The sequence below is a fragment of the Pukyongiella litopenaei genome (assembly GCF_003008555.2).
Lineage (GTDB): Bacteria > Pseudomonadota > Alphaproteobacteria > Rhodobacterales > Rhodobacteraceae > Pukyongiella > Pukyongiella litopenaei.
In genome coordinates this window covers 2,152,966-2,176,464 of sequence record NZ_CP027665.1, presented here as the reverse complement: position 1 = coordinate 2,176,464, position 23,499 = coordinate 2,152,966, and the positions used below count along the sequence as shown (strand labels likewise).

The following is a 23,499-nucleotide window of genomic DNA, read 5'->3' as shown; positions in this document are numbered from 1 at the left end:
CGGTGCTAAATAGTGTACCAAATTCGATGGTCTGGTAGGCATATGAACGATTCACCGTCTTTCCAGTGCGCCGTGGGCACACCGTCCGAAATGAGGGCCTGCGCCAGGGACGCCGCCGCGTTTCTGAAAACGCTCGCCCATGAAGGGCGGCTGATGATCCTGTGTTACCTGTATGACGGCGAAAGATCGGTCGGCGAACTCGAAGCCCTGCTGGGATTGCGGCAGGCGGCCGTAAGCCAGCTGCTGGCCCGGCTGCGCGACGCGGATCTGGTGCGGACGCGCCGCGAGGGCAAGACGATATTCTATTCGCTCGCCGATCCGGCCGTGGCACAGGTCATCGACCTGCTCCATGCGCTCTACGGCTCCAGATCGCTGCGGGATCAGTCCGACAGGTAACCCGCCACGACCTGCAACAGCCGGAACGCGGTGCCGGCATCGCTGCCCGCCACGGCCAGGAATTCGTCGGCCCCCAGCCGCAGGCACCGCAGGTCGGTTTCGGCGATCAGGCTCAGCGCCCGTTTCTCGCCCCGGATCAGGCTCAGCTCACCCACCAGCGCCCCGGGACCGACCGTCGAGATCCGCTCGCCCCGCGCCCCGTCCGCGGCGGGGCGATAGATCCCCGCCTCGCCCTCGATCAGCAGGTAGGCGCCATCGCGCGGCGCGTCGCCCTTGCGGAATATGACCTCGCCCGCCGGGGCATCGAACCAGCGGGCGCCAAAGGCCAGCAGGCGCAATTGCCGCCGGCCCAGCGTCGCGAACAGCTCGCACCGTTCCAGCGCCCTCAGCTTTTGCGCCAGGTCGGCCCCCGCCGCGCTGTCCGGCGGGGTATCCGCGGCCGCAGCCCCGCCCTGCAGGCGACCGCGGCGCAGCTCGAAAAAGGCGTCGTAATCCTCGGGGCAGGCGATGGTTTCGTCGAGGCGGATAAAGGTCGTGTCCGGCAACAGCGCCCGCAGCCGTTTCAGCGCGGCATCGCGGTCGGCGCTCTCGCGCCCGGCCAGAACCCGGTTCAGCACCAGGATGTCGGGGCGCCGGATCGCGGCGCGGGCCAGGGCCAGCGGCTCGGCCAGCGCCACCGGCAGCCCGGCACCGCCACGGTGCAGGTCCATGTCCAGCGCCAGCCCGCCCACCGCGTTGCGCAGACCGTGTTCCCCCAGCACCCGCCCCACCAGCGCGCGCACCGCGTCGGCACTGCCGGTCGCGACATCGCGCACCCGCCCGAACAGCAGGTTTTCCATCACCGTCAGCCCCGGCGCGTAGGTCCCGAAATCCAGCGGGTCGAACAGCGCCGACAATTCACGCTGCATGACGCCCGCGTGGCTTTTGCGGATCTCCAGAACCCGCGCCATGATCTCTTCGGGAAAGGCGGGGCCGATCTGCTGCGCCGAGTATCGGAAGGGCAGGAACAGCAGGACCGCGATGTCATCGGGCGTCAGTTTCTTGTCGTCCCCCGCGCGCACCCGCGCCACCAGCGCCAGTGCGGCCCGGTAGGTTTCCGGGTCGAGCCCGAGCCGGCGGAACAGCAGATGGTCGGTGCCGTCGCGACCAAAGGTCTGGTGCAGAACGTCGATCAGGTCGCAGGCCAGCGCGATCAGGTCGCGGTCGAGCCCGGTTTCGCGCAGCCGGGCGAGAAAACCGGTCTGCCCCGCCAGCATCGCGGGTGACAGCCGGTGGCGGGGCACCGCGAACAGCAGGTTTTCCGACACCGGCAGGGCGAGGTTGTAGCGGTCGTCGCGGAAGAACAGCACCTGCCGGTCCAGTTTCGCGTCGGCCACCGCCTGCTGCATCTCGCCGCGCAGGCCCACCAGCCGCGCGACAAGATCGGGATGCGCGGCGGCCTCCGGGCGCATGGACAGCCCGCGATCGAACAGGGCGCCGCCAGCGCCGATGCCGTCGATCAGCCGCAGCGCCCAGCCATCCAGTTCGGCCATGGTGTCGAACCCGGCCAGCGTCGGGTCGGTCCAGTCAGCGGCGGTATCGTCGGCACTGTTGCCGGCGCGGCGCGCCTCGGCGGCGCGGGCCGGATCGCCGGGTGTTGCATCGGCCGGATACCTGCGCAGCGGCATCAGCAGGTTGTCGCGGAAACTGCCGCCGAACAACAGCGGCCGTGGCCCGGCATAGCCGATGCGCGCCGCGATCACCGCCTGCGGCACCTCCGCCAGATCCTGCCCGCCGATCAGCAACTGCCCCGCCGCCGGCGGCACCTCGCGGGTCAGCAGCGCGGCCAGCGCCAGGCGGTCTTCCTCGTCGGCCGAGGCCACGGCGACCGTCGTTCCCGCCGTCACCGCCACGTCGAGCCCGTCGAGCACGGTATTGCCGTCGAGATCGCGCACGGTCACGCCGCGCAGTTCGATGTCGCCGTCCAGCCGCTGCGGCGGGCCGCCGGTTTCCGCGAACCGGTCGGCCCCGGCCAGCCCCGGCGGCGCGAACCGGTCGGTGATCACCTGCCAGCGCATCCGCATTTCCTGGGTCTGGTTGTACCAGGCCAGCAGTTCCTTCCACGGGCTGGACAGGTCCTTGTAGGCGGCCAGCGCCGCGACCAGCGCGCCCAGCGACACCGCCCCCCTCAGCACGAGATAGCCGCCCACCGAGAAAAAGAAGAACGGTGTCAGCTGGGTGATGAAATTGTTGAGGAACTTCATGAAGAATTTCTTGCGGTAGATATCGAACCGGATCTCGTAGAGATGCCCCAGCCGGTCCGATATCTGCGCCAGGCGGTGCCGCCAGCCGCCATGCACCCGCAGCGCCGCCGCACCGGCGGCGGTTTCGCCGATCTCGCCGGCCAGTTGGCGCACCTGCCCGATGCGCTGCTTGTTCAGCCGGTTGATCCGCCGTTGCAGGCGCGGGATCAGCCAGGCCTGCAACGGGATCAGCGCACAGGCGGCCAGGCCGAACCAGACGCTCTGGACGAACAGGAACCCCAGGATGGTCAGCATCTGCCCCGCCTGCAGCACCGGCTGGCTGACCGCATCGCCCATCAGCCCGCCCATCGGTTCGGATTCGGCGGTGATCATCGACACCAGTTCGCCTTCGCTGACGCGCTCCAGGTAGGGCGCCGGAAAGCGCAGGATGCGCATGATCAGCAGGTAGCGGAACCGCCGCAGCAGGCGTTCGGCCAAAACCCCCTTGCGGGTGTTGATGCGCATCTTGAGCAGCCCGTGCACGAGCACCGCCAACAGGAACAGCCCGCAGAGCAGCCACAGGAAATGTTCCCGCGACAGGTCGTGGCCCAGCACCGCGACCGTCGCGTCGGGCGCGCCGATGGCATCGTTGATGATCCGCTTGGGCAGTTCCAGCGTCAGGTAGAGCAAAGGGAACAGGGTCGCGGTCAGAACCAGCAATGCAATCTGATCGCGTTTCGAATGCTTCCAGATGAAACCGAACAGCGTTGAGTCCATTGTTCAAATCCGGTAGCGAAAATGCCCTGCCCGCGCCCCAAATCCCCCGGAACGCGGCAGAAACAGCCTAGCAGCCCCGGACCGCGCACGGCAAACCCTTTCCATTTGCAGGCCGCGGCGGTTGTCCCTAGACTTTCCCCAAGACCTTTGCATTGAGAGTTTTCACAGATGGGTTCCGGCGTTTTCGCTGTCGTGCTGCTGATCGGCCTGTTTCAGGTCAAACACCTGATCGCCGATTTTTTCCTGCAGACGCCGCGCATGTTGTGCCGCCGCGCGATCTATCTGCATCCGGGCCGGGCCGAACATGCCGGGCTGCACGGGATCGGCAGCGCGATCGTGCTGGCGCTGTTCGGAACGCCGGTCGGGCTGATACTGGGCATCGTCCTGGCGGAATGGGTGGTGCATTACCATGTGGACTGGGCCAAGGGCCGCTTTGTCGAAACCCGCAAGCTGACGCCGGCCTCGGCGCTTTACTGGTATGCCACCGGCACCGATCAGGCCCTGCACCAGCTGACCTACCTGGCCATCGCGGCGGTCTGGGCGGCCTGCTGTCTCTGAGGGTCGACCCGGTCGCATCCGGGCCGTTCAAACTGCCGGCCCGCCGGGCGATACTCCGGCCTCAGACCGCGGCGCTCGGACGCGCCCTGACCCGCCCATACCAATCCAGCGTGGCGCCGTGCTCGGCGGGGATCGACACGCGGACCACGCGGGCGAACTCGATGAACACGAAGGCCGAGATATCGGCCAGCGAAAACCGGTCCAGCGCCAGGTAGGGGCTGTCCTGCAACCGCTGCTCCAGCATGTCGAGGAACAGCCCGATCCGCGCCATCCCGCGTTCCGCCAGTTCAGGGATCTGGTCGAAATCCGCCGGGCCGGGCAAGGCGCGGCCCTTCATGTGGCGGTTGGAGTTGCGAAACGCCTCGGCCACCGGCATCGCGCCCTGCTGTTCGGCAATCGCGTTCCAGTTCAGCACCTGTGCCCGTTCTTCCGGCCCCTCGCCCATCAGCGGCGGGTCGGGGAACATCTCTTCGAGATAAAGCGCGATGGCCACGTTTTCCGTCAGCACGTTGCCCGCCCCGGTCACCAGCACCGGGAGCGTGGCGCGCGGGTTCACCGCGCGAAACTCGGGCGTCAGCTGCTCGCCCTTGGCGATCGAGATGTCGCGGGTTTCGATCTGCACCCCCTTTTCGGCGATGAACATGCGCGCGCGGCGCGGATTCGGCGCGGTGGAACAGTCGTAAAACAGCATGTCGGTCTCTCCGTTATTGTCGCCCCCGGCGGCGCCTGTCGCCCGCCGATCCCGGTCACCCGGCAAGCTCGGCCGCAACCGCGCGCGCGATCACCCGTTCCTCGTCGGTCGGGATCACCAGGATCTCGGTGGCGCCGGTGCCGATGCGGGTTGCGCTGGCGTCGTTGGCGGCCGGGTCCAGATCCAGCCCGAGAAACCCCATCCCCTCGATCACGCGGGCGCGGACCGGGGCGGCATTCTCGCCGATACCGCCGGTAAACACCACGCCGTCCAGCCCGCCCAGCACCGCCGCCATCGCGCCCAGTTCGCGGCGGATACGGAACACATAGTAATCGATCGCTTCGCCCGCGCGCGGGTCGTCGCTGCGCAGCAGGGTGCGCATGTCGTGGCTGATCCCTGACAGCCCCTTCAACCCGCTGTCGTGATAGAGCATCCGGGCGATTTCGTCCCGGCCCAGCCCCTGATCCATCAGGTAGAGCAGGACGCCGGGATCGAGCTGCCCGCAGCGGGTTCCCATCGGCAGGCCGTCGAGCGCGGAAAATCCCATGCTCGAGCCGACCGAATGCCCGCCTTGCACCGCACACATGGACGCCCCGTTGCCCAGATGCGCGATCACCACCCGCCCGGCCGCCAATGCGGGCCAGTCGCGCCGCAACACGCCGGTGATATAGTCGTAGCTCAGCCCGTGAAACCCGTAGCGGCGCACGCCTTCGTCATAGAATTTGCGCGGCAGGGCAAAGGCGTCGTTGACGAACGGGTGGCCCTTGTGGAACCCGGTGTCGAAACAGCCGACCTGCACCGCGTCGGGAAAGGCGGCCTGCGACGCGGCGACGGCGGCGAGGTTCTGCGGCTGGTGCAGCGGCGCCAGCGGCACCAGCGTCCGAAGCTGCGCCAGCGTCTCGGGCGTAAGCAGCATCGGCGCGCCGAAGCTCTTGCCGCCATGCACGATGCGATGCCCGACACCGGCGACGCGGCGCCCGGCCAGCACCGGCCCGGCCGCCTCCAGGATCACCGCCATCGCGGTTTCATGATCCGCCGGCCCGATCTCTGCCGGCGACTGCCCGGCCAGTTCGAGACGTGCCAGCGGGCCGAGATTTTCCACCTGCCCCGACATCAGCAGGTCGGGCTCGGGCGCGGTGTCGTAGATCCCGAACTTGATCGACGAACTGCCCGCGTTCAGGGTCAGGATCGCGGTCATGCCGGGCGCGTCCCGGCCACCCGCGCCGCGTGCAGCGCCGCCACCGCGCAGGAGACCAGCCGGGATTTTTCGTCATCGGCGCGGCTGGTCAGGATGATCGGGCATTTCGCCCCCATCACTACGCCGCTGCTCTGGGCATGGGCGAGGAAGGTCAGTTCCTTGGCCAGCATGTTGCCCGCCTCCATGTTGGGCGCCACGAGGATCTCGGCGCGGCCCGCCACCAGCGACCGGATGCCCTTGGTCGCCGCGGCGCCCAGGTCCACGGCGTTGTCCATCGCCAGCGGCCCGTCCACCAGCCCGCCGGTGATCTGGCCGCGCTCGGCCATCTTCGACAGCACCGCCGCGTCCAGCGTCGAGGGGATCGCGGGGTTCACCGTCTCGATCGCCGAAAGCACGCCGACCTTGGGTTCGGCCAGCCCCAGCGAATGCGCCAGTTCGATCGCGTTGCGGATGATGTCGGCCTTGGTCTGCAGGTCGGGCGAGATGTTGATCGCGGCGTCGGTGACCATCAGCAGGTGATCCAGCCCCGGCACATCCATCACGAAGACATGACTCAGCCGGCGACCGCCGCGGCGCAGGCCGCCGTCGCGCCTGACCACCTCGCCCAGCAGGATATCGGTGTGCAGATGCCCCTTCATCACCGCCGCCGCCTGCCCCGCGAGCACCATCTTCACCGCCTCCTGCGCGGCCAGCCGGTGATCACGGATATCGAGCAGCCGATAGGGCGAGATATCCAGCCCTTCGGCCTGTGCGGCCTCGGCGATGCGGTCGGCATGACCGATCAGCACCGGGTCGATCAGCGTGCGCCGCGCCGCCAGCACCGCGCCGGCCAGCGCGTCGGGCGATTCCGGCGCCACCACGGCGGTGGGGAGCGCCGGCAGCGGTTCGGCGGCATCCAGCAGCCGGTCGAAATGCTCGTGGCTGCGCAGGGTCAGGCCCGGCACCTCGCCGGCGCGGACGGCCACCGGAACCCGCGGCGCGATGACCTCGGCCTCGCCCTCGACCACGCGCGTGCCATCGGCGTTTTCGACCCAGGTGTCGAACCGCACCAGCCCGTCCTCGCCGATCGCCGCGATCCGCACCGTCGCGGTCAGCACGTCGCCGGGATGGGCACGACCGACGAAGCGCAGCGTCTGCGACCGGTAGAGCGTGCCGGGGCCGGGCAGGTCACAGCCCAGCACCGCCGAGATCAGCGAGGCGACCCACATGCCGGGGGCGACCGCCTCGGGCGTGCCGTCGCCATCGCCATCCTCCTTCGGCAGGTGCATCGGGTTGAAATTGCCCGAAGCGTTGGCAAAGACGTAGAAATCGGATGCGGCGCAGGTCCGGCTCTGGCTGGCGGTCATCGCGACCTCGAGCCGGTCCAGCGGGACGTTTTGCAACAGATCGTTCATGGGCCGTCCCCCCTGGTTCAGCGGCGATAGATGAAACACCGCCCCGGCACCGCCCCGGCGGGCAGTTCCTGTTCGGCCAGGCCCGTGAAATACATCCGGTCCGACGACACCATCAGCCCGCCCACGGCCAGCAGCGGCTCGACCAGCGGCGAGATCTGCCGCGCGAAGGCATCGTTCTTGGCCAGGTTGTGCCCGCCCAGATCGGCGTGGATCAGGCTCGCCGTCGCGCCGAACCGACCCAGCGCGGCAGGCAGCGTTTCGGTCACGTCGCCGAGGATCGTGAAATCGTCGCCGGGCGTCGAATCGGGATGCGACGCAACCGCGCGTTCGAACACATAGATCGGGCGGCCGGCGATCTTTTCGCGCATGTGATGATAGGTGCGCCCGTTGCCCAGGCCCAGTTCATAGACCGGCCCCGGCAGCGCCGCGGTCTGCGCAATGGCGTAATCGAGGCAGGCGCGCTGCGACACCATCCGGTCGATGAAGACATCCAGTCGGCTCATGCGCGGCATCCTTTCCCTGCGGCCTGCGTGCATCCCGTCATGCCAAGAAAGCCGGGGCAAGTATAGGCCCGTGAACCGTAACGGTTTCACAACCGGAGTTTCGGTTTGACGAACCCCGCACGGCCAAGCGAAAGTTGCGCCAGGAGGGCGCGGGAATGTCACGCGACGGCAACGGGATCACGGGCGGCGATGCGCCGCTGCTGACGGTCGAGAACCTGAGCATCGGGTTCGGCGCGGCCGATCCGGTCGTGCGCGGCGTGTCGTTTACCCTGCGGCCGGGCGAGACGCTGGCGCTGGTCGGCGAAAGCGGGTCGGGCAAGACCGTCACCTGCCGCGCGATCCTGCGCATCTTGCCGCGCACCGCGCGTATCCGGTCCGGCCGGGTCCTGCTTGGCGGGCGGGCGGGCGGCGTCGAGCTGACCGGCCTGCGCGAACGGCGCATGCGCGATATCCGCGGCGACGCGGTGTCGATGATCTTCCAGGAACCGATGCGGTCGCTGTCGCCGCTGCACAGGATCGGCAACCAGGTGTCCGAAGTGCTCTGGCTGCATCGCGGCGCCAGCGGGAAAGAGGCAAAGCGCAAGGTTCTGGACACTTTCGAACGGGTCGGGTTCCCCGACCCGGAGCGCGCCTTCCGATCCTATCCGTTCGAACTGTCCGGGGGGATGCGGCAGCGCGCGATGATCGCCATGGCGACGGTGTCGGAACCCGACCTGCTGATCGCGGACGAACCCACCACCGCGCTGGACGTGACCACGCAGGCGCAGGTCCTGGGGCTGATGGGCGACCTGCAACGCGAAACCGGCATGGCGATGATCCTGGTGACGCATGACCTGGGCGTGGTGGCCAACATGGCCGAACAGGTGGTGGTGATGCACAAGGGCCGGGTGATGGAATCGGGCAGCGCCGCCGCGCTGCTGGGCGCCCCGGCGCATCCCTATACCCGGCAGCTGTTCGATGCCGCACCGGCGATACCGGCCCAGACCGGGCTGGCACCGCCGCTGGCCCGCGACGACCTGATCCTGCAGATGAAATCGGTCAGCAAGACCTACAGGCTGCGCGGCGGGTCGGCCTGGTCGCCGGACATGCTGATCCATGCCTGCCGCGGGGTGGACCTGAGCCTGCCGCGCGGCAAGACGCTCGCCATCGTCGGCGAAAGCGGTTCGGGCAAGACCACGGCGGCGCGGATCGCATTGGGGGCGGAACCGCCCGATCCGGGCGGCGAGGTGCTGTTCGGAGCCGAACCGGGGGCCGAGCCGCTGCCGGTCCACACCATGACCCGCGCCCAGCGCACCGCGTTCCAGAAACAGGCACAGATGGTGTTCCAGGACCCCTATTCGTCGCTCAGCCCGCGAATGCGCATCCTCGATGCGCTGGTCGAACCGCTCGACATCCACCGGGTCGGCACCCGCGCCGAACGGCGCGACCGCGCCACCGAGATGCTCGGGCTGGTCGGGCTGGATCCGGGTATGCTGAAACGCTATCCGCACGCCTTTTCCGGCGGGCAGCGGCAACGGCTGTCGATCGCGCGGGCGCTGATGCTGGACCCGGCGCTGCTGGTCTGCGACGAACCGACCTCGGCGCTGGATGTGAGCGTGCAGGAACAGATCCTGGCGCTGCTCGAGGATATCCGCGACCGGATGGGGCTGAGCTATCTGTTCATCAGCCACGACCTGGCGGTGGTGGCCCGGATCGCCGACGAGGTGGCGGTGATGCGGCAGGGGCTGGTGGTGGAACAGGCGCCGCCCGACACGTTGTTCCACAATCCGCGCCACCCCTACACGCAGGCGTTGATCGCGGCGCAACCGGAACCCGATATCGACCGCCCGATCGACCTGAAACTGGTGGCACAGGGGGCGGGCGCACCGTCGAACTGGCCAGAACCCTTCCGATTTTCCGACGGCGTGATACCTTCACTCGCGCAGATCGAACCCGGCCACAAGGTGCGATGCCATGAATGACCTGACCCGACGAACCCTGCTTGGCGCGCTTGCCGCGCTGCTGCCCCTGCCGCTGATCGCGGCGCCTCCCGAACCTGTCGAGGGCGCGTTCTGGGCCGAGGAGGTCAGGAACGAACACCTGCCGCCGGTGTCCGAGCGCCTGCCGGCCACGCCGCTGGTGGTCGATCTGCCCGCCAAGGGCCGGACCACCGGCACCCCCGGCGGCACGCTGCACACGATGGTCACCAGCGACAAGGACATCCGGCAGATGGTCGTCTACGGCTATGCCCGGCTGGTGGGATACGACCAGGATTATCAGCTGGTGCCCGACCTGCTGCTGGATGCCGAAAACGACGGCGACAGGAAATTCACGCTGCGCCTGCGCCCCGGACACCGCTGGTCCGACGGCGCGCCCTTTACCTCGGCGGATTTCGAATACTGGTGGAAGGACGTGGCGAACAACGAGCTGCTCAGTCCGTCCGGCCCGCCCGATTTCCTGCGCATGGACGGCAAGCTGCCGCAGGTCAGCTTTCCCGACGAGACGACCGTGATCTTCGAATGGGAACAGCCGAACCCGAATTTCCTGGGCACGCTGGCCCAGGCCCGGCCGCCCTTCATCTACCGGCCGGCGCATTTCCTGAAACAGTTCCACGGCGATTACGCCGATCCCGCCGCGCTGGAAATGCTGGTCGCCGAGGCGCGGGTCAAGAGCTGGCCGGCGCTGCACAACAAGCGCGACAACCTCTACAAGTTCGACAATCACCAGCTGCCGACGCTGCAACCCTGGATGAATGCAAGTTCCGGCAAGAAGGTGCGCCACCTTTTCGTGCGCAACCCCTATTACCATCGCATCGACAGCACCGGGCAGCAGCTGCCCTATATCGACGTGGTGGAGATGGAGATCGTCGGCAGCGGTCTCGTCGCGGCCAAGTCCAACGCGGGCGAAAGCGACCTGCAGGCGCGCGGCCTGGGCTTTCGCGACATCCCGATCCTGCGCAAGGGCGAAGCCGATGGCGGCAATTACCGGACCCTGCTCTGGGCGTCGGGCGTGGCCTCGCAGATCGCGATCTATCCCAACCTGAACTACGAGGACGATGGCTGGCGCAGGGTGCTGCGCGATGTCCGGGTGCGCCGCGCGCTGAGCCTCGGGATCGACCGCGAGGCGATCAACCGGGCGCTGTTCTTCAAGCTGGCCAAACCCGGCGCGATGACCGTGCTGCCGGCAAGCCCGTTCTTCGACCAGGCCAACCGCGACGCCTGGGCGGCGTTCGACCCCGCGGCGGCCAATGCGCTGCTGGACGAGGCCGGCCTGTCCGACCGCGATCCCCGGGGCATCCGGCTGCTGCCCGATGGCCGGCCGATGGAAATCGTGATCGAAACCGCGGGCGAGCGGCAGGAGGTCGAGAACGCCCTGCAGATTGTCACCGACACCTGGCGCGAGATCGGTGTCAAGCTGGTGATGCGCCCGCTGGACCGCGACATCCTGCGCAACCGCATCTTTGCCGGCAATTGCATGGCGGCGGTCTGGTTCGGCTGGGATAACGGCATCCCGCAGGCGTCGACCTCGCCCGACTACCTCGCCCCGCGACACCAGGATTTCTTTGCCTGGCCGAAATGGGGGCAGTTCTATCAGACCAATGGCGACGCCGGAGAAGCCCCGGACATGCCCGACGCCCAACGATTGCTGGAGCTGTCCCATGACTGGGAACGCGCCAGTTCGGATGCGGAACGCGGCGCGGTCTGGCGCGAGATGCTAAAGATCCACGCCGACCAGGTCTATGGCATCGGCATTCTCGCCGAGGCGCCGCAACCGGTCGTGGTCAACAACGGGCTGCGCAACGTGCCCGAAAAGGCGATCTGGGCCTGGGACCCCGGCGCGCATTTCGGCATTCACCGCATTGACGAGTTCTATTTCGATCCGGCCGGCGCCAACTGATGAGCCTGCTGCGCTATGCCATCTACCGCTTCGGCACGATGCTGCTGACGCTGCTGGTGGTGTCGGCGCTGGTTTTCATCATCATCAACCTGCCACCCGGCGACTACCTGTCCAACCAGATCGCCGAATTGCGGGCCACCGGCCAGTCCGCCGGGGTCGCCAAGGCCGAATTCCTGCGCAAGGAATACGCGCTGGACCGGCCGCTGTGGCAGCAATACCTGATCTGGATCGGCTTCATGCCCGGCCCGCACGGGTTTTCCGGGCTGATCCAGGGCAATTTCGGCTGGAGCTTCGAGTTCGACCGGCCGGTGGCCGAGATCGTCGGCGAAAGCCTGTGGCTGACGGTGCTGGTCAATCTCGCCGCCGTGCTGTTCGTCTATCTGGTCGCGCTGCCGCTGGGCGTGCTGGCGGCGGCACGGTCGCGCACCTGGGTCGACTATACCTCGGCCTTTGTCGGCTATCTCGGCCTCGCCACACCGAATTTCCTGCTGGCGCTGATCCTGTTCTACTACGGGCACAAGCTCTTTGACCTGCCCATCGGCGGGCTGATGGACCCGCGGTTCGAAGGCGAGCCGATGTCGTTCGACAAGATGAAGTCGATCCTCGTGCACCTGATCGTGCCCACATTCGTGATCGGCACCTCCGGCGCAGCGGCGATGATGCAGCGGCTGCGCGCCAACCTGCTGGACGAGCTGGGCAAACCCTATGTGGAAACCGCCGTGGCCAAGGGCCTGAGCCCGCCGCGAATGCTGGTGAAATACCCCCTGCGCGTGGCCTTCAACCCGTTCGTGGCCGATATCGGCAACCTGCTGCCGTCGATGGTGTCGGGCTCGGTGCTGGTGTCGGTGGTGCTGGGCCTGCAGACCATCGGCCCGACCCTGCTGACCGCGCTGAAGACCCAGGACCAGTTCCTGTCCGGTTTCGTGCTGATGTTCGTCGCCCTGCTGACACTGGTGGGCACGATGATCTCGGACGTGCTGCTGGTGCTGCTGGACCCGCGCATCCGCTACGAGGGGCGGGATACATGACCACGCTCCCCGATGGCCGCTATGTGGACGACGCGCCCTATGATCCGCAGGCCAGCCTGCGGTCGCCCGAACGGCGGGATCTCGACGCGCCCAACTGGCTGCTGATCTGGCGCAAGTTCCGCACCCACAAGCTGGGGCTGGTGTCGGGGATCTTCCTGCTGGTCAGCTACCTGATGCTGCCCTTTGCCGGTTTCATCGCCCCCTACACGCCGAACGAACGCCATTCCGAACATCTCTTTGCGCCGCCGCAGATCGTGCGGTTCCTGCATCAGGGCGAACTGGTCGGCCCCTATGTCTATCCGGTGACCGCCGAGGCCGACATGGAGACCTTCCAGTGGAAATTCGTCCCCGACACCACGCGGCCGATGAAGCTCGAGTTTTTCTGCGCGGGCGACGGCTATCGGCTGGCGGGGCTGATCCCGACCGACACCCACCTGTTCTGCGCGCCCGAGGGGGCGACGGTGTTCCTGTGGGGGTCGGACCGGCTGGGGCGGGACGTGTTTTCGCGCATCCTGTATGGCGCGCAGCTGTCGCTGACGGTCGGCCTGATCGGAATAACGGTGTCCTTCCTGCTGGGGATCGGGTTCGGGTCGATGGCCGGTTATTTCGGCGGCAGGATCGACTGGGTGATCAACCGGGTGATCGAGGTCCTGCGATCGCTGCCCGAACTGCCGCTGTGGCTGGCCCTGTCGGCGGCGGTTCCGTCGAACTGGGGGCCGGTGGCGGTGTTCTTCATCATCTCGCTGATCCTGGGCATCCTCGACTGGCCCGGGCTGGCCCGCGCGGTGCGGGCCAAGTTCCTGGCCCTGCGCGAAGAGGAATATGTGCGGGCCGCCGAGATCATGGGCGCCTCGTCGGGCCGGGTGATCCGCAAGCACCTGCTGCCCAATTTCATGTCGCATCTGATCGCCTCGGCCACCCTGTCGATCCCGGCGATGATCCTGGGCGAAACCGCGCTGTCATTCCTGGGCCTGGGGCTGCGGGCGCCGGCGGTCAGCTGGGGGGTGATGCTCAACGACGCGCAGAACCTCGCCTCGATCGAGATCTATCCCTGGACGGCGATCCCGATGCTGCCGATCATCGTCGTGGTGCTGGCCTTCAACTTTCTGGGCGACGGGCTGCGCGACAGCCTCGACCCCTATCAGCAGTAACACGGGGCAGAGAACGCATGGACAAGGACAGGCTCGACGCGCTGCGCGCGAAATATTCCGGCACCGGCGGGGCCGACATCTTCGACCCGAAGTTCCGGCGGGTGGCGGATGTGCAGTTCCGGCCCGACGGCAGCCGCACCCTGCCCTATGGCGGCATCCCCACCCTTCTCGATGCGCCGCAGGCGCCGGGCCCCGAAGGGCTCGAGGCCGTGCTGGTCGGCGTGCCGATGGACCTGGGCGTGACCAACCGCAACGGGGCGCGGTTCGGGCCGCGCGCGGTGCGGGCGCAGGAACGGGTCGGCCCCTACAACCATGTGCTGGACACGGTGCCGACGGCCGAACTGGACGTGGCCGATATCGGCGACGTTCCGTTCCGGTCGCGGTTCGACCTGGCGATGTGCCATGCCGACATCGAAACCTTCTATCGCCGCATCCGCGACAGCGGCGCGATCCCGGTCTCGGTGGGCGGCGATCATTCGATCACCGGGCCGATCCTGAAGGGCCTGGCCGAGGGTGCGCCGGTTGGCTGCGTCCATATCGACGCCCATGCGGATACCTCGGGCAACTACGAACACAGCAAGTTCCACCATGGCGGCCCGTTCCGGCAGGCCGTGCTGAACAATGCCCTTGACCCGGAACGCACGATCCAGATCGGCATTCGCGGCAGCGCCGAATACCTGTGGGAGTTTTCCTATGACACGGGCATGACCGTGATCCATGCCGAGGAATTTGCCGAGATGGGCGTGAAGGCCGTGCTCGAAGCCGCCCAGCGGGTCGTGGGCGACGCGCCGTTCTACATCTCGCTCGATGTCGATGCGTTCGACCCGGCCTATGCGCCGGGGACCGGCACGCCCGAAGTGGGCGGGCTGACCCCGCGCGAGGTGCAGGCGCTGCTGCGCGGGCTGGCCGGACTGCCGGTAATGGGCGGCGACGTGGTCGAGATCGCGCCGCAATATGATGCGACGTCCAACACCGCCCATGTGGGCACCCAGATGGTGCATGAAATCCTGTCGCTGGTCGCCGTGCGCAAGCGCGAAACCGGCCTCTAGCACCGGCGCGGCGGCAGCGGTCAGACCGGACGGCCGAGCAGCCGCCGCACCAGCACGAAGAACAGCGGCACGAACAGGATGCCCAGCACGGTTGCCGAAAGCGTGCCGCCCAGCACGCCCGAGCCGATCGCGTTGCGCCCGCCGGATCCCGCGCCGGTGCTCAGCACCAGCGGCAGCACGCCCAGCGAAAACGCCATCGAGGTCATGATGATCGGCCGGAACCGCTGCCGGGCGGCCTCGCGCACCGCCTGCACCGCCGGTTCGCCCGAATTCATCCGGTCGCGGGCAAACTCGACGATCAGGATCGCGTTCTTGCCGGTCAACCCGATCACGGTCAGCAGCCCGACCTGGAAGAACACGCCGTTTTCGAACCCGCCCAGCCATGCGCCCGCCAGCGCGCCCAGCACCCCGATCGGCATGGCCAGCATCACCGCGAACGGGATCGACCAGCTTTCGTAGAGCGCGGCCAGGCTGAGGAACACCGCCGCCAGCGACAACGCATAGAGCAGCGGCGCCTGCGCCCCCGATTGCCGTTCCTCGTAGCTCAGCCCGGTCCAGGCCACCGCGTAGCCGGGCGGCAGGTCGCCCACCAGGCGTTCCATTTCGGCCATCGCCTCGCCGGTGGACACGCCCGCGGCGGGCGAGCCCTGGATGCGCATCGACGGCATCCCGTCGAACCGCGACAGCCCCTGCGGGCCAAAGCTCCAGCCCCCGGTGGTGAAATTCGAGAACGGCACCAGCCCGCCGGTGGCGTTGCGGATGCGCCAGCGTTCGATATCCGACGGCGCCGACCGCGCCCCTGCCTCGCCCTGCACATAGACACGCTTGATCCGGCCCTGGTCGACGAAATCGTTGACGTAACGCCCGGCCCAGGCCACCGACAGCAGGTTGCCGACCTCGCTGGCCGACACCCCCATCGCCCCCGCCGCGCGCCAGTCCACGTCGAGCCGGTACTGCGCCGCGTCCTCGAGCCCGGACGGCCGGACCGACCCGATCAGCGGGCTCTGGGCGGCCGCGCCCAGCAACTGGTTGCGCGCCGCGAGCAGCTGTTCATGGGTCTGGCCGCCGCGGGCCTGCAGATAGAAATCGAAACCGCTGACATTGCCCAGTTCGGTCACCGCCGGCGGGACGATCGGAAACACCAGCGCATCGCGTATCCCCGACAGCGCCGCGAAGCCGCGCCCAGCCAGCGCGCCGACGCTCTTGTCGGGGGTTTCGCGTTCGGACCAGTCCTTGAGCCGCACGAAGGTCATGCCCACGTTCTGCCCCTGCCCGCCGAAGCTGAACCCGACCACGCCGAACATCGATTCCACCGACTCCGATTCCACGTTCAGGAAATGGTTCTCGACCTGCTCGACCACCTCCAGCGTGCGCTCGGCGGTCGCGCCGGTGGGGGCCTGGATCAGCGTGAACATGATCCCCTGGTCCTCGTCGGGCAGGAACGCCGTCGGGGTCTTCTGGAACATCCAGACCATCGCGGCCACCATCATCGCATAGATCAGGCCCACCCGCAGCGGCCGCGTCACGATACCGCCGACCGCGCCGGCATAGCCCCGCGTCAACGCCGCGAAACCGCGGTTGAACCAGCCCAGCGGCCCTCGCGCCTCGCCGTGGCGCTTGGGTTTCAGGATCGACGCGCACAGGGCCGGGGTCAGGGTGATCGCCACCACCACCGACAGCGCCATCGCCGAGACGATGGTGATGGCGAATTGCTGGTAGATCACGCCCGTTGAACCGCCGAAAAAGGCCATCGGCACGAACACCGCCGACAACACCATCGCGATCCCGACCAGCGCCGGGGTGATCTGGCCCATGGATTTGTGGGTGGCCTCGCGCGGGCCCAGCCCCTCGTCCTCCATGATCCGTTCCACGTTCTCGACCACGACGATGGCGTCATCGACCAGCAGGCCGATCGCCAGCACCATCGCCAGCATGGTCAGCGTGTTGATGGTGAACCCGGCCATCGCCAGAATGCCGAAGGTTCCCAGCAGCACCACCGGCACCGCCAGCGTCGGGATCAGCGTGGCGCGCAGGTTCTGCAGGAACAGAAGCATCACCAGGAACACCAGCCCGATCGCCTCGAACAGGGTCTTCTGCACCTCGTGTATCGAGATCTCGACAAAGGGCGTGGTGTCGAAGGGGATCACATATTCCACGTTCTCGGGAAAGAACTCGGCAAATGATTCGACTCGTTCCTTGACCCGCTCGGCGGTATCCAGCGCGTTGGCGCCCGAGGACAGCTGGATCGCCATGCCCGCCGACGGCTTGCCGTTGAACCGCCCGATGGTGGAATAATCCTCGGCCCCAATCTCGACCCGCGCCACGTCCTTGAGCAGCACCAGCCCGCCATCGGTGGCGGCGCGCAGCACGATCTGTTCGAAATCCTCGGGCGTGGACAGCAGCGACTGCGCGGTGATCGTGGCGTTCAGCTGCTGGCCCGGGACGGTGGGCCTCTGCCCGAACTCGCCGGCGGTGATCTGGGTGTTCTGGGCCGAGACCGCGTTGATCACATCGGTGGGCGTCAGTTCATAGGCCGCCAGCCGCGCCGGGCTGAGCCAGATGCGCATGGCATATTTCGAACCGAAGACCTGCACCTCGCCGACGCCTTCGATCCGGCTGATATCGTTGACCAGGTTGGTCGACATGTAATCGGCCAGGTCCACCTGTTCGAGCGCGCCATCGGTGGAAATAAGCGCCACCACCATCAGGAACCCGGACGAGGACTTGCGCACGCCGACCCCCAGCCGCTGCACGATCTCCGGCAGCAGCGGCGTTGCCTGCGCCAGCTTGTTCTGCACCTGCACCTGCGCGATGTCCGGATCGGTGCCGGTATCGAAGGTCAGCGTGATCGACGCACCTCCGGTCGCGGTCGAACTGGATTCGATATAGCGCAGCCCGTCCAGCCCGGTCATCTGCTGTTCGATCACCTGGGTGACCGTGTTGGCCACGGTTTCGGCGGAGGCGCCGGGATAGGAGGCGCTGATGCTCACCGTCGGCGGTGCGATCCGGGGATATTGCGCCACCGGCAGCGACAGGATGGACAGCACCCCGACGCCCATGATCAGGATCGAGATCACCCAGGCGAACACCGGTCGGTCGATGAAGTAACGCGCCATGTCGTCGGTCCCGCCCGCCTAGTTTCCGGTCTCGCCAGGCGCGGCCTGTTCTTCCGGTGCAACGGTCATGCCGACGCCGATCTTCTGCAGGCCCTCGACGATGATGCGGTCCCCATCCGCCAGGCCATCGGTGACGATCCAGTGCGGCCCCTGGTCGCCGAGGATGGTCAGGTCGCGCTGCTCGACGGTGTTGTCGGCACTCACCACCATCGCCACCGGTCGGCCCCGGCGATCGCGGGTGACGCCCTGCTGGGGCGCCAGGATCACATCCCGGGCCACATATTGCGGCATCTCGACCTGCACATACATGCCCGGCAGCAACAGCTGTTCGGGGTTGGGAAAGGTCAGCCGCAGCACCACGACACCGGTCAGTTCGTCGACATAGGGCTCGGCCGCGGTCAGCAGCCCGATCTGGTCATAGGTGCCACCATCGGCCAGCCGCAGGGTCACGCTCTGGTCGGCCTCGTCGAGGCCTGCATCGCCCAACCCGCGCCGGGCGCGAATGACCTCGGCCGCCGACTGGGTAACGTCCACATGGACCGGGTCGATACTGCGGATCACCGCCAGCGCGGCCGCCTGTCCCCGCGTCACCAGCGCGCCCTGCGTGGTCAGCGACCGGCCGACGATCCCCGACAGCGGCGCGCGGATCGTGGTGTGATCCAGGTCGATCTGCGCGGCGAGCAGCTGCGCCTCGGCCACCTGCAACGCCGCCGCCTTGGCATCGCGGTCCGATTTCGCGTCATCGACATTCTGTTCGCTGGCAACCTTGCGGTCGAACAGGGTCTGCAGCCTCCTGGCCTCGCTTTCGGCGGCGTCGAGATTGGCCCTGGCCTGTGCCACCGACGCCGACGCCGCGGCCACCAGCGCCGCATAGCTGGCGTCGTCGATCTTGTAGAGCGGGTCGCCCTTTTCGACCTCGCTGCCCTCGGTGAACAGCCGATCGGTGACGATACCGTCGACCTGCGGGCGCACCTCGGCCCTGCCCGAAGCGACGATCCGCCCCGGCAGCGTGGCGGTGATCGTCACGTCCTGCGCGGCCAGCGTCTGCACCGTGACTGCGGCGGGCGGGCGGGCTCCACCACCGTCCTGCGCCCCGGCGGGGCAGGCCAAAATCGTCAGCACGGCGATTGCCGCCAGTCGGCCCCGACCGATCATCTGGGTTCTCCTTCGGGTTCGCGTCCTGCCCGTTTGCCGATATCCGTGTATCCTGACAAGCCTTTTCGCCCGTGCTAGGCTCTGCACGACGACACAATGACTGTGCTTCTTGTGCTCGGGCGCAGGAAATGTTAGCGCAAACATAATTGCCGCCCCGCAACCGGAAAGGAAGCCGGCACATGGATCTGCATCCGAAACTGGCCGAGGTAACCGACCGCATCAGGACCCGCAGCGCGCAAAGCCGGGCCGCCTATCTCGACCGCATGGCGCAGGCACGCGACAGCGGCCCCGCCCGCGCGCACCTGTCCTGTTCGGGACAGGCGCATGCCTATGCCGGCGCGGGTGACGATCAACAGGCGCTGGCCACCGGCAAGGCGGGCAACCTGGCCATCGTCACCGCCTATAACGACATGCTGTCGGCGCACCAGCCCTTTGAGCGGTTTCCGGCGCTGATCCGCGATGCGGCCCGGTCGGTCGGCGGCACCGCGCAGGTGGCGGGCGGTGTGCCCGCCATGTGCGATGGCGTCACCCAGGGCGCCGCCGGGATGGAACTGTCGCTGTTTTCCCGCGATGTGATCGCCATGGCCGCCGCGATCGCGCTGAGCCACAACACCTATGACGCCGCCGTGTTCCTCGGCGTCTGCGACAAGATCGTGCCGGGGCTGGTGATCGCCGCGCAGAGCTTTGGCCATCTGCCGGCGGTGTTCCTGCCGGCCGGTCCGATGGAAAGCGGGCTGGCCAATGACGAAAAGGCAAAGGTGCGCCAGAAATTCGCCGCCGGAGAGGTCGGGCGCGACGTGTTGATGGCCGCCGAGATGGCCGCCTATCACGGGCCGGGCACCTGCACCTTCTACGGCACCGCCAATACCAACCAGATGCTGATGGAGTTCATGGGCCTGCACCTGCCGGGCTCCAGCTTTGTCACCCCGAATACGGGGCTGCGCGACGCGCTGACCGCCGCAGGCGCGCGGCGGGCGCTGTCGCTTTCGGCGCTGGGCAACGCCTATACGCCGGTCTGCGACATCCTCGACGAACGTGCCTTCGTCAACGGGATCGTCGGGCTGAATGCCACCGGCGGGTCGACCAACCTGCTGATCCACCTGATCGCCATGGCCGCCGCCGGGGGTATCCGGCTCGACTGGGAGGATTTCGCCGACATCTCGGAGGTGGTGCCGCTGATGGCGCGGGTCTATCCCAACGGGCTGGCGGACGTGAACCATTTCCACGCCGCCGGCGGGCTGGCCTATGTGATCGGCGGGCTTCTCGATGCCGGGCTGCTGCATCCCGACACCCGCACCGTCGCCGGCACCGGGCTGGCGCATTATGTGGCCGAACCCAAGCTCGGCCCCGACGGGCTGCGCTGGGAGGCCGGGCCGCGCGAAAGCCACAATGACCGGATCCTGCGCCCGGCCAACGACCCGTTCCAGCCCACCGGCGGGTTGAAACGGCTGACCGGCAACCTGGGCACCGCCGTGATCAAGGTCTCGGCCGTCGCCCCCGAACATCGCGTGGTCGAGGCGCCGGTGCGGGTGTTCCATGACCAGGAGGCGGTCAAGGCTGCCTTCAGGGCGGGGGAACTGACCGGCGATCTTGTCGCGGTGGTCCGGTTCCAGGGTCCAAAGGCGAACGGGATGCCCGAACTGCACAGCCTGACCCCGATCCTGTCGGTCCTGCAGGAACGCGGGCAGAAGGTGGCGCTGGTCACCGACGGGCGCATGTCGGGCGCATCCGGCAAGGTGCCCGCTGCGATCCATGTCTGCCCCGAGGCGCTGGACGGCGGCCCCATCGCGCGGCTGCGCGACGGCGACCTGCTGCGCGTCGATGCCGAACGCGGCCGGATCGAGATCCTGACCGAGGGCGTGATGAACCGCGACCCCGCGACCTGCGACCTGTCGGGCAATGACCGGGGCTGTGGCCGCGATCTGTTCACCGGGTTCCGCCAGGCGGTCGGCGCGGCCGATGCCGGTGCCACCGTGTTCAGGTTCTGAGCCGTGCTGGCACCTCGCGAAGCCTCACGCCGCAGCCGGGAAATCTGCCGGCTCGCGCCGGTCGTGCCGGTGCTGGTCATCGACGACGTGGCCGCCGCGCGGCCGCTGGCCGAGGCGCTGATCGCCGGCGGCCTGCCGGTGCTCGAGGTCACGCTGCGCACCCCCGCCGCGCTGGAGGTGATCCGCGAAATGGCACAGGTCAGGGGTGGCGTGGTCGGGGCCGGAACCCTGATCACCCCGGACGACGTGCGGGCCGCCAGGGCAGCCGGCGCCAGTTTTGGCGTATCGCCCGGCGCGACCGACGCCCTGCTCGACGCCTGCGAGGCCGAGGACCTGCCGCTATTGCCCGGCGCCGCCACCGCGACCGAGGCAATGGCCCTGCTCGCGCGCGGCTATGACATGCTGAAGTTCTTTCCCGCCGAGGCCTCGGGCGGGGCGCCTGCGCTGAAGGCCATCGGCGCACCGCTGCCGCAGATCTCGTTCTGCCCCACCGGCGGCATCACCGCCGCGAATGCGCCCGATTACCTGCGCCTCGCCAACGTGGTCTGCGTCGGCGGCAGCTGGGTCGCGCCGGGCGACGCGGTGGCATCCGGCGACTGGGCGCGGATCGAAACGCTCGCCCGCGCCGCCGCGTCACTGCCGCGCTGACCGTCAGGAACCGGGGCGCATGGCCGCGCGCGCGCCCCGCGTTGCCGCGCGTTCCCGCCACAGCGCAAACAGACCCGATCCCACCACGATCGCCGCGCCCAGCAATGTCAGCGGGTCGGGCCAGTGGTCAAAGACCAGCCAGCCCAGCACCAGCGCGCAGAGCAGCCCTGTATAGCGGAACGGCGCGGTAAAAGACACCTCTGCGGACCGCATCACCAGCACGCTGAACAGGTAACCGAAAAAAACGAACAGCACCGATCCGGCCAGCAACGCGGCGCTGCGCCCGCTGACCGGGGTCCAGTCCTCGGTCAGCGACAGCACCGCCGCGAATACCAGCACCGCCACCGAGGCGGACAGCGTCACCAGCATCGACGGCACCCGCGCCGACATCCGCCGCACGCTGAGGTCGCGCACGGTGACGCATCCCACCGCCGCCAGCGCAAAGAGCGCATGGGTATCGAACCCCTCGGGGCCGGGGCGGACGATCAGCAACATGCCGCCAAAGCCGATCAGGATCGCCAGCATCCGGCGCCAGCCGACCGGTTCGCCCAACACTAGCGCCGCGCCGAGCGTCACGGTGAGCGGCAGCATCTGGAGCACCGCCGTGACATTGGCCAGCGGCATGTTGATCAGCGCGGTCAGGAAGAAATAGGCCGCCGCCGCCTCGGCCGCGCTGCGCAGTCCGATCAGGGCCCAGTCGCGACGCGGCAGGCGCACCCGCAGCGCGCCGCAATGGCGCGCCAGCGCATAGATCAGCACCACCGCGCCCAGCCCGCGCAACGTGAGGATCTGGAACAGCGGCATGTCGCCGCCGATCGCCTTGATGCAGGTATCGTTGATGGTGAAGGCGGCCATGCTGGCCATCATCAGCGCGGCCCCGCGCAGATTGTCGGTCATCTGCATGGGCTCAGATCCCCTTGACCCCGGCCAGGGACAGGCCGAAATGGCGCCGCAGTGCCGCGTCGATGGCGCCATCCTTCATCCTGTGGGTCAGCCCCTGCTGCGACGGTTTCGATTTGTTGTCGCCGTGGATGCTGCGCAGGAAGGCGGGCGTGGTGATGTCCGACCAGGTGTTGAAATGCTGCGCCATCCTGCGGTGGTTGAACCGGTAGGGATTGTGCGGATACCCCACGGGCGCCACCAGCGTGGTGCCGGTCGACAGCGGCGCGCGTTCGCAGGCATCGAACACCTCGGTGCCGCCCTGTCCGTCGCGGCGCAGGTAGAAGCCGCGATTATGGGCAATGGCAAAGGGCGTGTCGGGGCCGTGCAGCTGCATCAGTCCCTTGGCCAGCCGCTTGGTGCGGGCGACGAAATCGCCGTCCAGCGCATCGTCATCGTCGAGCCGGAACAGGATGCGGTGGGTGGCCCCGTCCAGCGGCACCGCGTCATAGCCGCGCTGCAACAGCCTGTAATGCACGCCGGTGCCGACGGCGATGCAATGGACGTTCGGCAGAGGTTCGATCAGATCCAGCAGCCGCCCCAGCCAATGCTCGGGCATCGCCTCGGCGGTCAGCACGACCGCCTGGAAATCGGGGTCGGACTGGCGGATGAGCGACGGCAGGCACAGCTTTTCGAACAGGCGGAACCGCAGCGCCATCCGGTCGGGCGAAAACAGATGCGCGGCGGTTTCCTCGAGCGTGGCGAAACGCTCGGAATAATAGGTGGGGGTCAGCACCGAAAAGCGCAGCAGCCCGATCATCCTGGTTCTGGGTTCCATGACCACCTCTGCCCGATTTCCCGCGCAGCAAA

At 68.0% G+C, this 23,499-nt stretch carries 18 protein-coding genes; 9 read left to right on the top strand and 9 right to left on the bottom strand.

Annotation, left to right across the window (positions count from 1 at the left end):
• Positions 1 to 42: 42 nt before the first annotated feature.
• Positions 43 to 396, top strand: a complete 354-nt coding sequence (locus C6Y53_RS10845) for an ArsR/SmtB family transcription factor (RefSeq protein ID WP_106472452.1) — start codon at positions 43 to 45, stop codon at positions 394 to 396.
• On the opposite strand, the gene C6Y53_RS10840 is transcribed toward C6Y53_RS10845, so the two are convergent.
• The gene (locus C6Y53_RS10840; protein WP_211299354.1) at positions 381 to 3,395 is read right to left on the bottom strand and encodes a cyclic nucleotide-binding domain-containing protein; all 3,015 of its coding nucleotides are present in this window, start codon (positions 3,393 to 3,395) and stop codon (positions 381 to 383) included. The two genes, C6Y53_RS10845 and C6Y53_RS10840, sit on opposite strands and share 16 nt — an antisense overlap.
• 168 nt (positions 3,396 to 3,563) lie before the next feature.
• On the opposite strand from C6Y53_RS10840, the gene C6Y53_RS10835 reads away from it, so the two are divergent.
• Entirely contained in the window at positions 3,564 to 3,953 is a 390-nt protein-coding gene (locus C6Y53_RS10835; protein ID WP_106472451.1) for a DUF3307 domain-containing protein, read from the top strand.
• Between the two features lie 61 nt (positions 3,954 to 4,014).
• On the opposite strand, the gene C6Y53_RS10830 is transcribed toward C6Y53_RS10835, so the two are convergent.
• The 4 genes from C6Y53_RS10830 to C6Y53_RS10815 are packed head-to-tail and all read right to left on the bottom strand — an operon-like array spanning position 4,015 to position 7,739.
• Positions 4,015 to 4,644 carry a glutathione S-transferase family protein gene (locus C6Y53_RS10830; RefSeq protein ID WP_106474050.1) on the bottom strand — a complete coding sequence of 210 codons (630 nt, stop codon included), beginning with the start codon at positions 4,642 to 4,644 and terminating at the stop codon, positions 4,015 to 4,017.
• A gap of 55 nt (positions 4,645 to 4,699) precedes the next feature.
• A complete protein-coding gene (locus C6Y53_RS10825) occupies positions 4,700 to 5,842 on the bottom strand; it encodes an acetate/propionate family kinase (protein WP_106472450.1) in 1,143 nt (380 codons plus the stop codon).
• Entirely contained in the window at positions 5,839 to 7,236 is a 1,398-nt protein-coding gene (locus tag C6Y53_RS10820; RefSeq protein ID WP_106472449.1) for a bifunctional enoyl-CoA hydratase/phosphate acetyltransferase, read from the bottom strand. The genes C6Y53_RS10825 and C6Y53_RS10820 overlap by 4 nt, the downstream gene beginning before the upstream one ends.
• Positions 7,237 to 7,253: 17 nt before the next feature.
• On the bottom strand, positions 7,254 to 7,739 hold the full coding sequence (locus tag C6Y53_RS10815) for a class I SAM-dependent methyltransferase (protein ID WP_106472448.1): 486 nt from the start codon (positions 7,737 to 7,739) through the stop codon (positions 7,254 to 7,256).
• 155 nt (positions 7,740 to 7,894) lie between these two features.
• On the opposite strand from C6Y53_RS10815, the gene C6Y53_RS10810 reads away from it, so the two are divergent.
• From C6Y53_RS10810 to speB, 5 genes are read left to right on the top strand one after another with little or no spacing between them, the layout of a single operon-like run.
• Positions 7,895 to 9,700: an ABC transporter ATP-binding protein gene (locus tag C6Y53_RS10810; RefSeq protein WP_106472447.1), complete on the top strand. Its 1,806-nt coding sequence runs from the start codon at positions 7,895 to 7,897 to the stop codon at positions 9,698 to 9,700.
• Complete coding sequence (locus tag C6Y53_RS10805; protein ID WP_106472446.1) at positions 9,693 to 11,615, top strand: ABC transporter substrate-binding protein; 1,923 nt, start codon at positions 9,693 to 9,695, stop codon at positions 11,613 to 11,615. The genes C6Y53_RS10810 and C6Y53_RS10805 overlap by 8 nt, the downstream gene beginning before the upstream one ends.
• Positions 11,615 to 12,643 carry an ABC transporter permease gene (locus C6Y53_RS10800; RefSeq protein ID WP_106472445.1) on the top strand — a complete coding sequence of 343 codons (1,029 nt, stop codon included), beginning with the start codon at positions 11,615 to 11,617 and terminating at the stop codon, positions 12,641 to 12,643. The genes C6Y53_RS10805 and C6Y53_RS10800 overlap by 1 nt, the downstream gene beginning before the upstream one ends.
• Complete coding sequence (locus C6Y53_RS10795) at positions 12,640 to 13,794, top strand: ABC transporter permease (RefSeq protein WP_106472444.1); 1,155 nt, start codon at positions 12,640 to 12,642, stop codon at positions 13,792 to 13,794. The genes C6Y53_RS10800 and C6Y53_RS10795 overlap by 4 nt, the downstream gene beginning before the upstream one ends.
• Positions 13,795 to 13,811: 17 nt before the next feature.
• Complete coding sequence (gene speB / locus C6Y53_RS10790; RefSeq protein ID WP_106472443.1) at positions 13,812 to 14,843, top strand: agmatinase; 1,032 nt, start codon at positions 13,812 to 13,814, stop codon at positions 14,841 to 14,843.
• Positions 14,844 to 14,863: 20 nt separating this feature from the next.
• Here the strand turns inward: speB and C6Y53_RS10785 are convergent, their stop codons facing one another.
• Both C6Y53_RS10785 and C6Y53_RS10780 read right to left on the bottom strand, forming a co-directional pair.
• Positions 14,864 to 17,959 carry an efflux RND transporter permease subunit gene (locus tag C6Y53_RS10785; protein WP_106472442.1) on the bottom strand — a complete coding sequence of 1,032 codons (3,096 nt, stop codon included), beginning with the start codon at positions 17,957 to 17,959 and terminating at the stop codon, positions 14,864 to 14,866.
• 18 nt (positions 17,960 to 17,977) lie between these two features.
• Positions 17,978 to 19,114: an efflux RND transporter periplasmic adaptor subunit gene (locus tag C6Y53_RS10780; protein ID WP_106472441.1), complete on the bottom strand. Its 1,137-nt coding sequence runs from the start codon at positions 19,112 to 19,114 to the stop codon at positions 17,978 to 17,980.
• A 179-nt stretch (positions 19,115 to 19,293) separates the two neighbouring features.
• Here C6Y53_RS10780 and edd point away from each other — a divergent pair, with 179 nt between their 5' ends.
• Together edd and eda are read left to right on the top strand one after the other, a co-directional pair.
• Complete coding sequence (gene edd / locus C6Y53_RS10775; RefSeq protein WP_106472440.1) at positions 19,294 to 21,102, top strand: phosphogluconate dehydratase; 1,809 nt, start codon at positions 19,294 to 19,296, stop codon at positions 21,100 to 21,102.
• Positions 21,103 to 21,108: 6 nt separating this feature from the next.
• Positions 21,109 to 21,750: a bifunctional 4-hydroxy-2-oxoglutarate aldolase/2-dehydro-3-deoxy-phosphogluconate aldolase gene (gene eda, locus C6Y53_RS10770; protein WP_106474049.1), complete on the top strand. Its 642-nt coding sequence runs from the start codon at positions 21,109 to 21,111 to the stop codon at positions 21,748 to 21,750.
• A gap of 3 nt (positions 21,751 to 21,753) precedes the next feature.
• Here the strand turns inward: eda and C6Y53_RS10765 are convergent, their stop codons facing one another.
• Both C6Y53_RS10765 and C6Y53_RS10760 read right to left on the bottom strand, forming a co-directional pair.
• Positions 21,754 to 22,647 carry a DMT family transporter gene (locus C6Y53_RS10765; protein WP_106474048.1) on the bottom strand — a complete coding sequence of 298 codons (894 nt, stop codon included), beginning with the start codon at positions 22,645 to 22,647 and terminating at the stop codon, positions 21,754 to 21,756.
• Between the two features lie 10 nt (positions 22,648 to 22,657).
• A complete protein-coding gene (locus C6Y53_RS10760) occupies positions 22,658 to 23,467 on the bottom strand; it encodes a glycosyltransferase (RefSeq protein WP_106472439.1) in 810 nt (269 codons plus the stop codon).
• Between the last annotated feature and the right edge of the window lie 32 nt (positions 23,468 to 23,499).

Coding starts and splice junctions, on each gene's coding strand:
- C6Y53_RS10820 (WP_106472449.1), bottom strand. CDS start 7,236: ATGAACGATCTGTTGCAAAACGTCCCGCTGGACCGGCTCGAGGTCGCG.
- C6Y53_RS10845 (WP_106472452.1), top strand. CDS start 43: ATGAACGATTCACCGTCTTTCCAGTGCGCCGTGGGCACACCGTCCGAA.
- C6Y53_RS10840 (WP_211299354.1), bottom strand. CDS start 3,395: ATGGACTCAACGCTGTTCGGTTTCATCTGGAAGCATTCGAAACGCGAT.
- C6Y53_RS10825 (WP_106472450.1), bottom strand. CDS start 5,842: ATGACCGCGATCCTGACCCTGAACGCGGGCAGTTCGTCGATCAAGTTC.
- C6Y53_RS10800 (WP_106472445.1), top strand. CDS start 11,615: ATGAGCCTGCTGCGCTATGCCATCTACCGCTTCGGCACGATGCTGCTG.
- C6Y53_RS10810 (WP_106472447.1), top strand. CDS start 7,895: ATGTCACGCGACGGCAACGGGATCACGGGCGGCGATGCGCCGCTGCTG.
- C6Y53_RS10830 (WP_106474050.1), bottom strand. CDS start 4,644: ATGCTGTTTTACGACTGTTCCACCGCGCCGAATCCGCGCCGCGCGCGC.
- C6Y53_RS10785 (WP_106472442.1), bottom strand. CDS start 17,959: ATGGCGCGTTACTTCATCGACCGACCGGTGTTCGCCTGGGTGATCTCG.
- C6Y53_RS10780 (WP_106472441.1), bottom strand. CDS start 19,114: ATGATCGGTCGGGGCCGACTGGCGGCAATCGCCGTGCTGACGATTTTG.
- C6Y53_RS10795 (WP_106472444.1), top strand. CDS start 12,640: ATGACCACGCTCCCCGATGGCCGCTATGTGGACGACGCGCCCTATGAT.
- C6Y53_RS10760 (WP_106472439.1), bottom strand. CDS start 23,467: ATGGAACCCAGAACCAGGATGATCGGGCTGCTGCGCTTTTCGGTGCTG.
- edd (WP_106472440.1), top strand. CDS start 19,294: ATGGATCTGCATCCGAAACTGGCCGAGGTAACCGACCGCATCAGGACC.
- C6Y53_RS10805 (WP_106472446.1), top strand. CDS start 9,693: ATGAATGACCTGACCCGACGAACCCTGCTTGGCGCGCTTGCCGCGCTG.
- speB (WP_106472443.1), top strand. CDS start 13,812: ATGGACAAGGACAGGCTCGACGCGCTGCGCGCGAAATATTCCGGCACC.
- C6Y53_RS10765 (WP_106474048.1), bottom strand. CDS start 22,647: ATGACCGACAATCTGCGCGGGGCCGCGCTGATGATGGCCAGCATGGCC.
- C6Y53_RS10815 (WP_106472448.1), bottom strand. CDS start 7,739: ATGAGCCGACTGGATGTCTTCATCGACCGGATGGTGTCGCAGCGCGCC.
- C6Y53_RS10835 (WP_106472451.1), top strand. CDS start 3,564: ATGGGTTCCGGCGTTTTCGCTGTCGTGCTGCTGATCGGCCTGTTTCAG.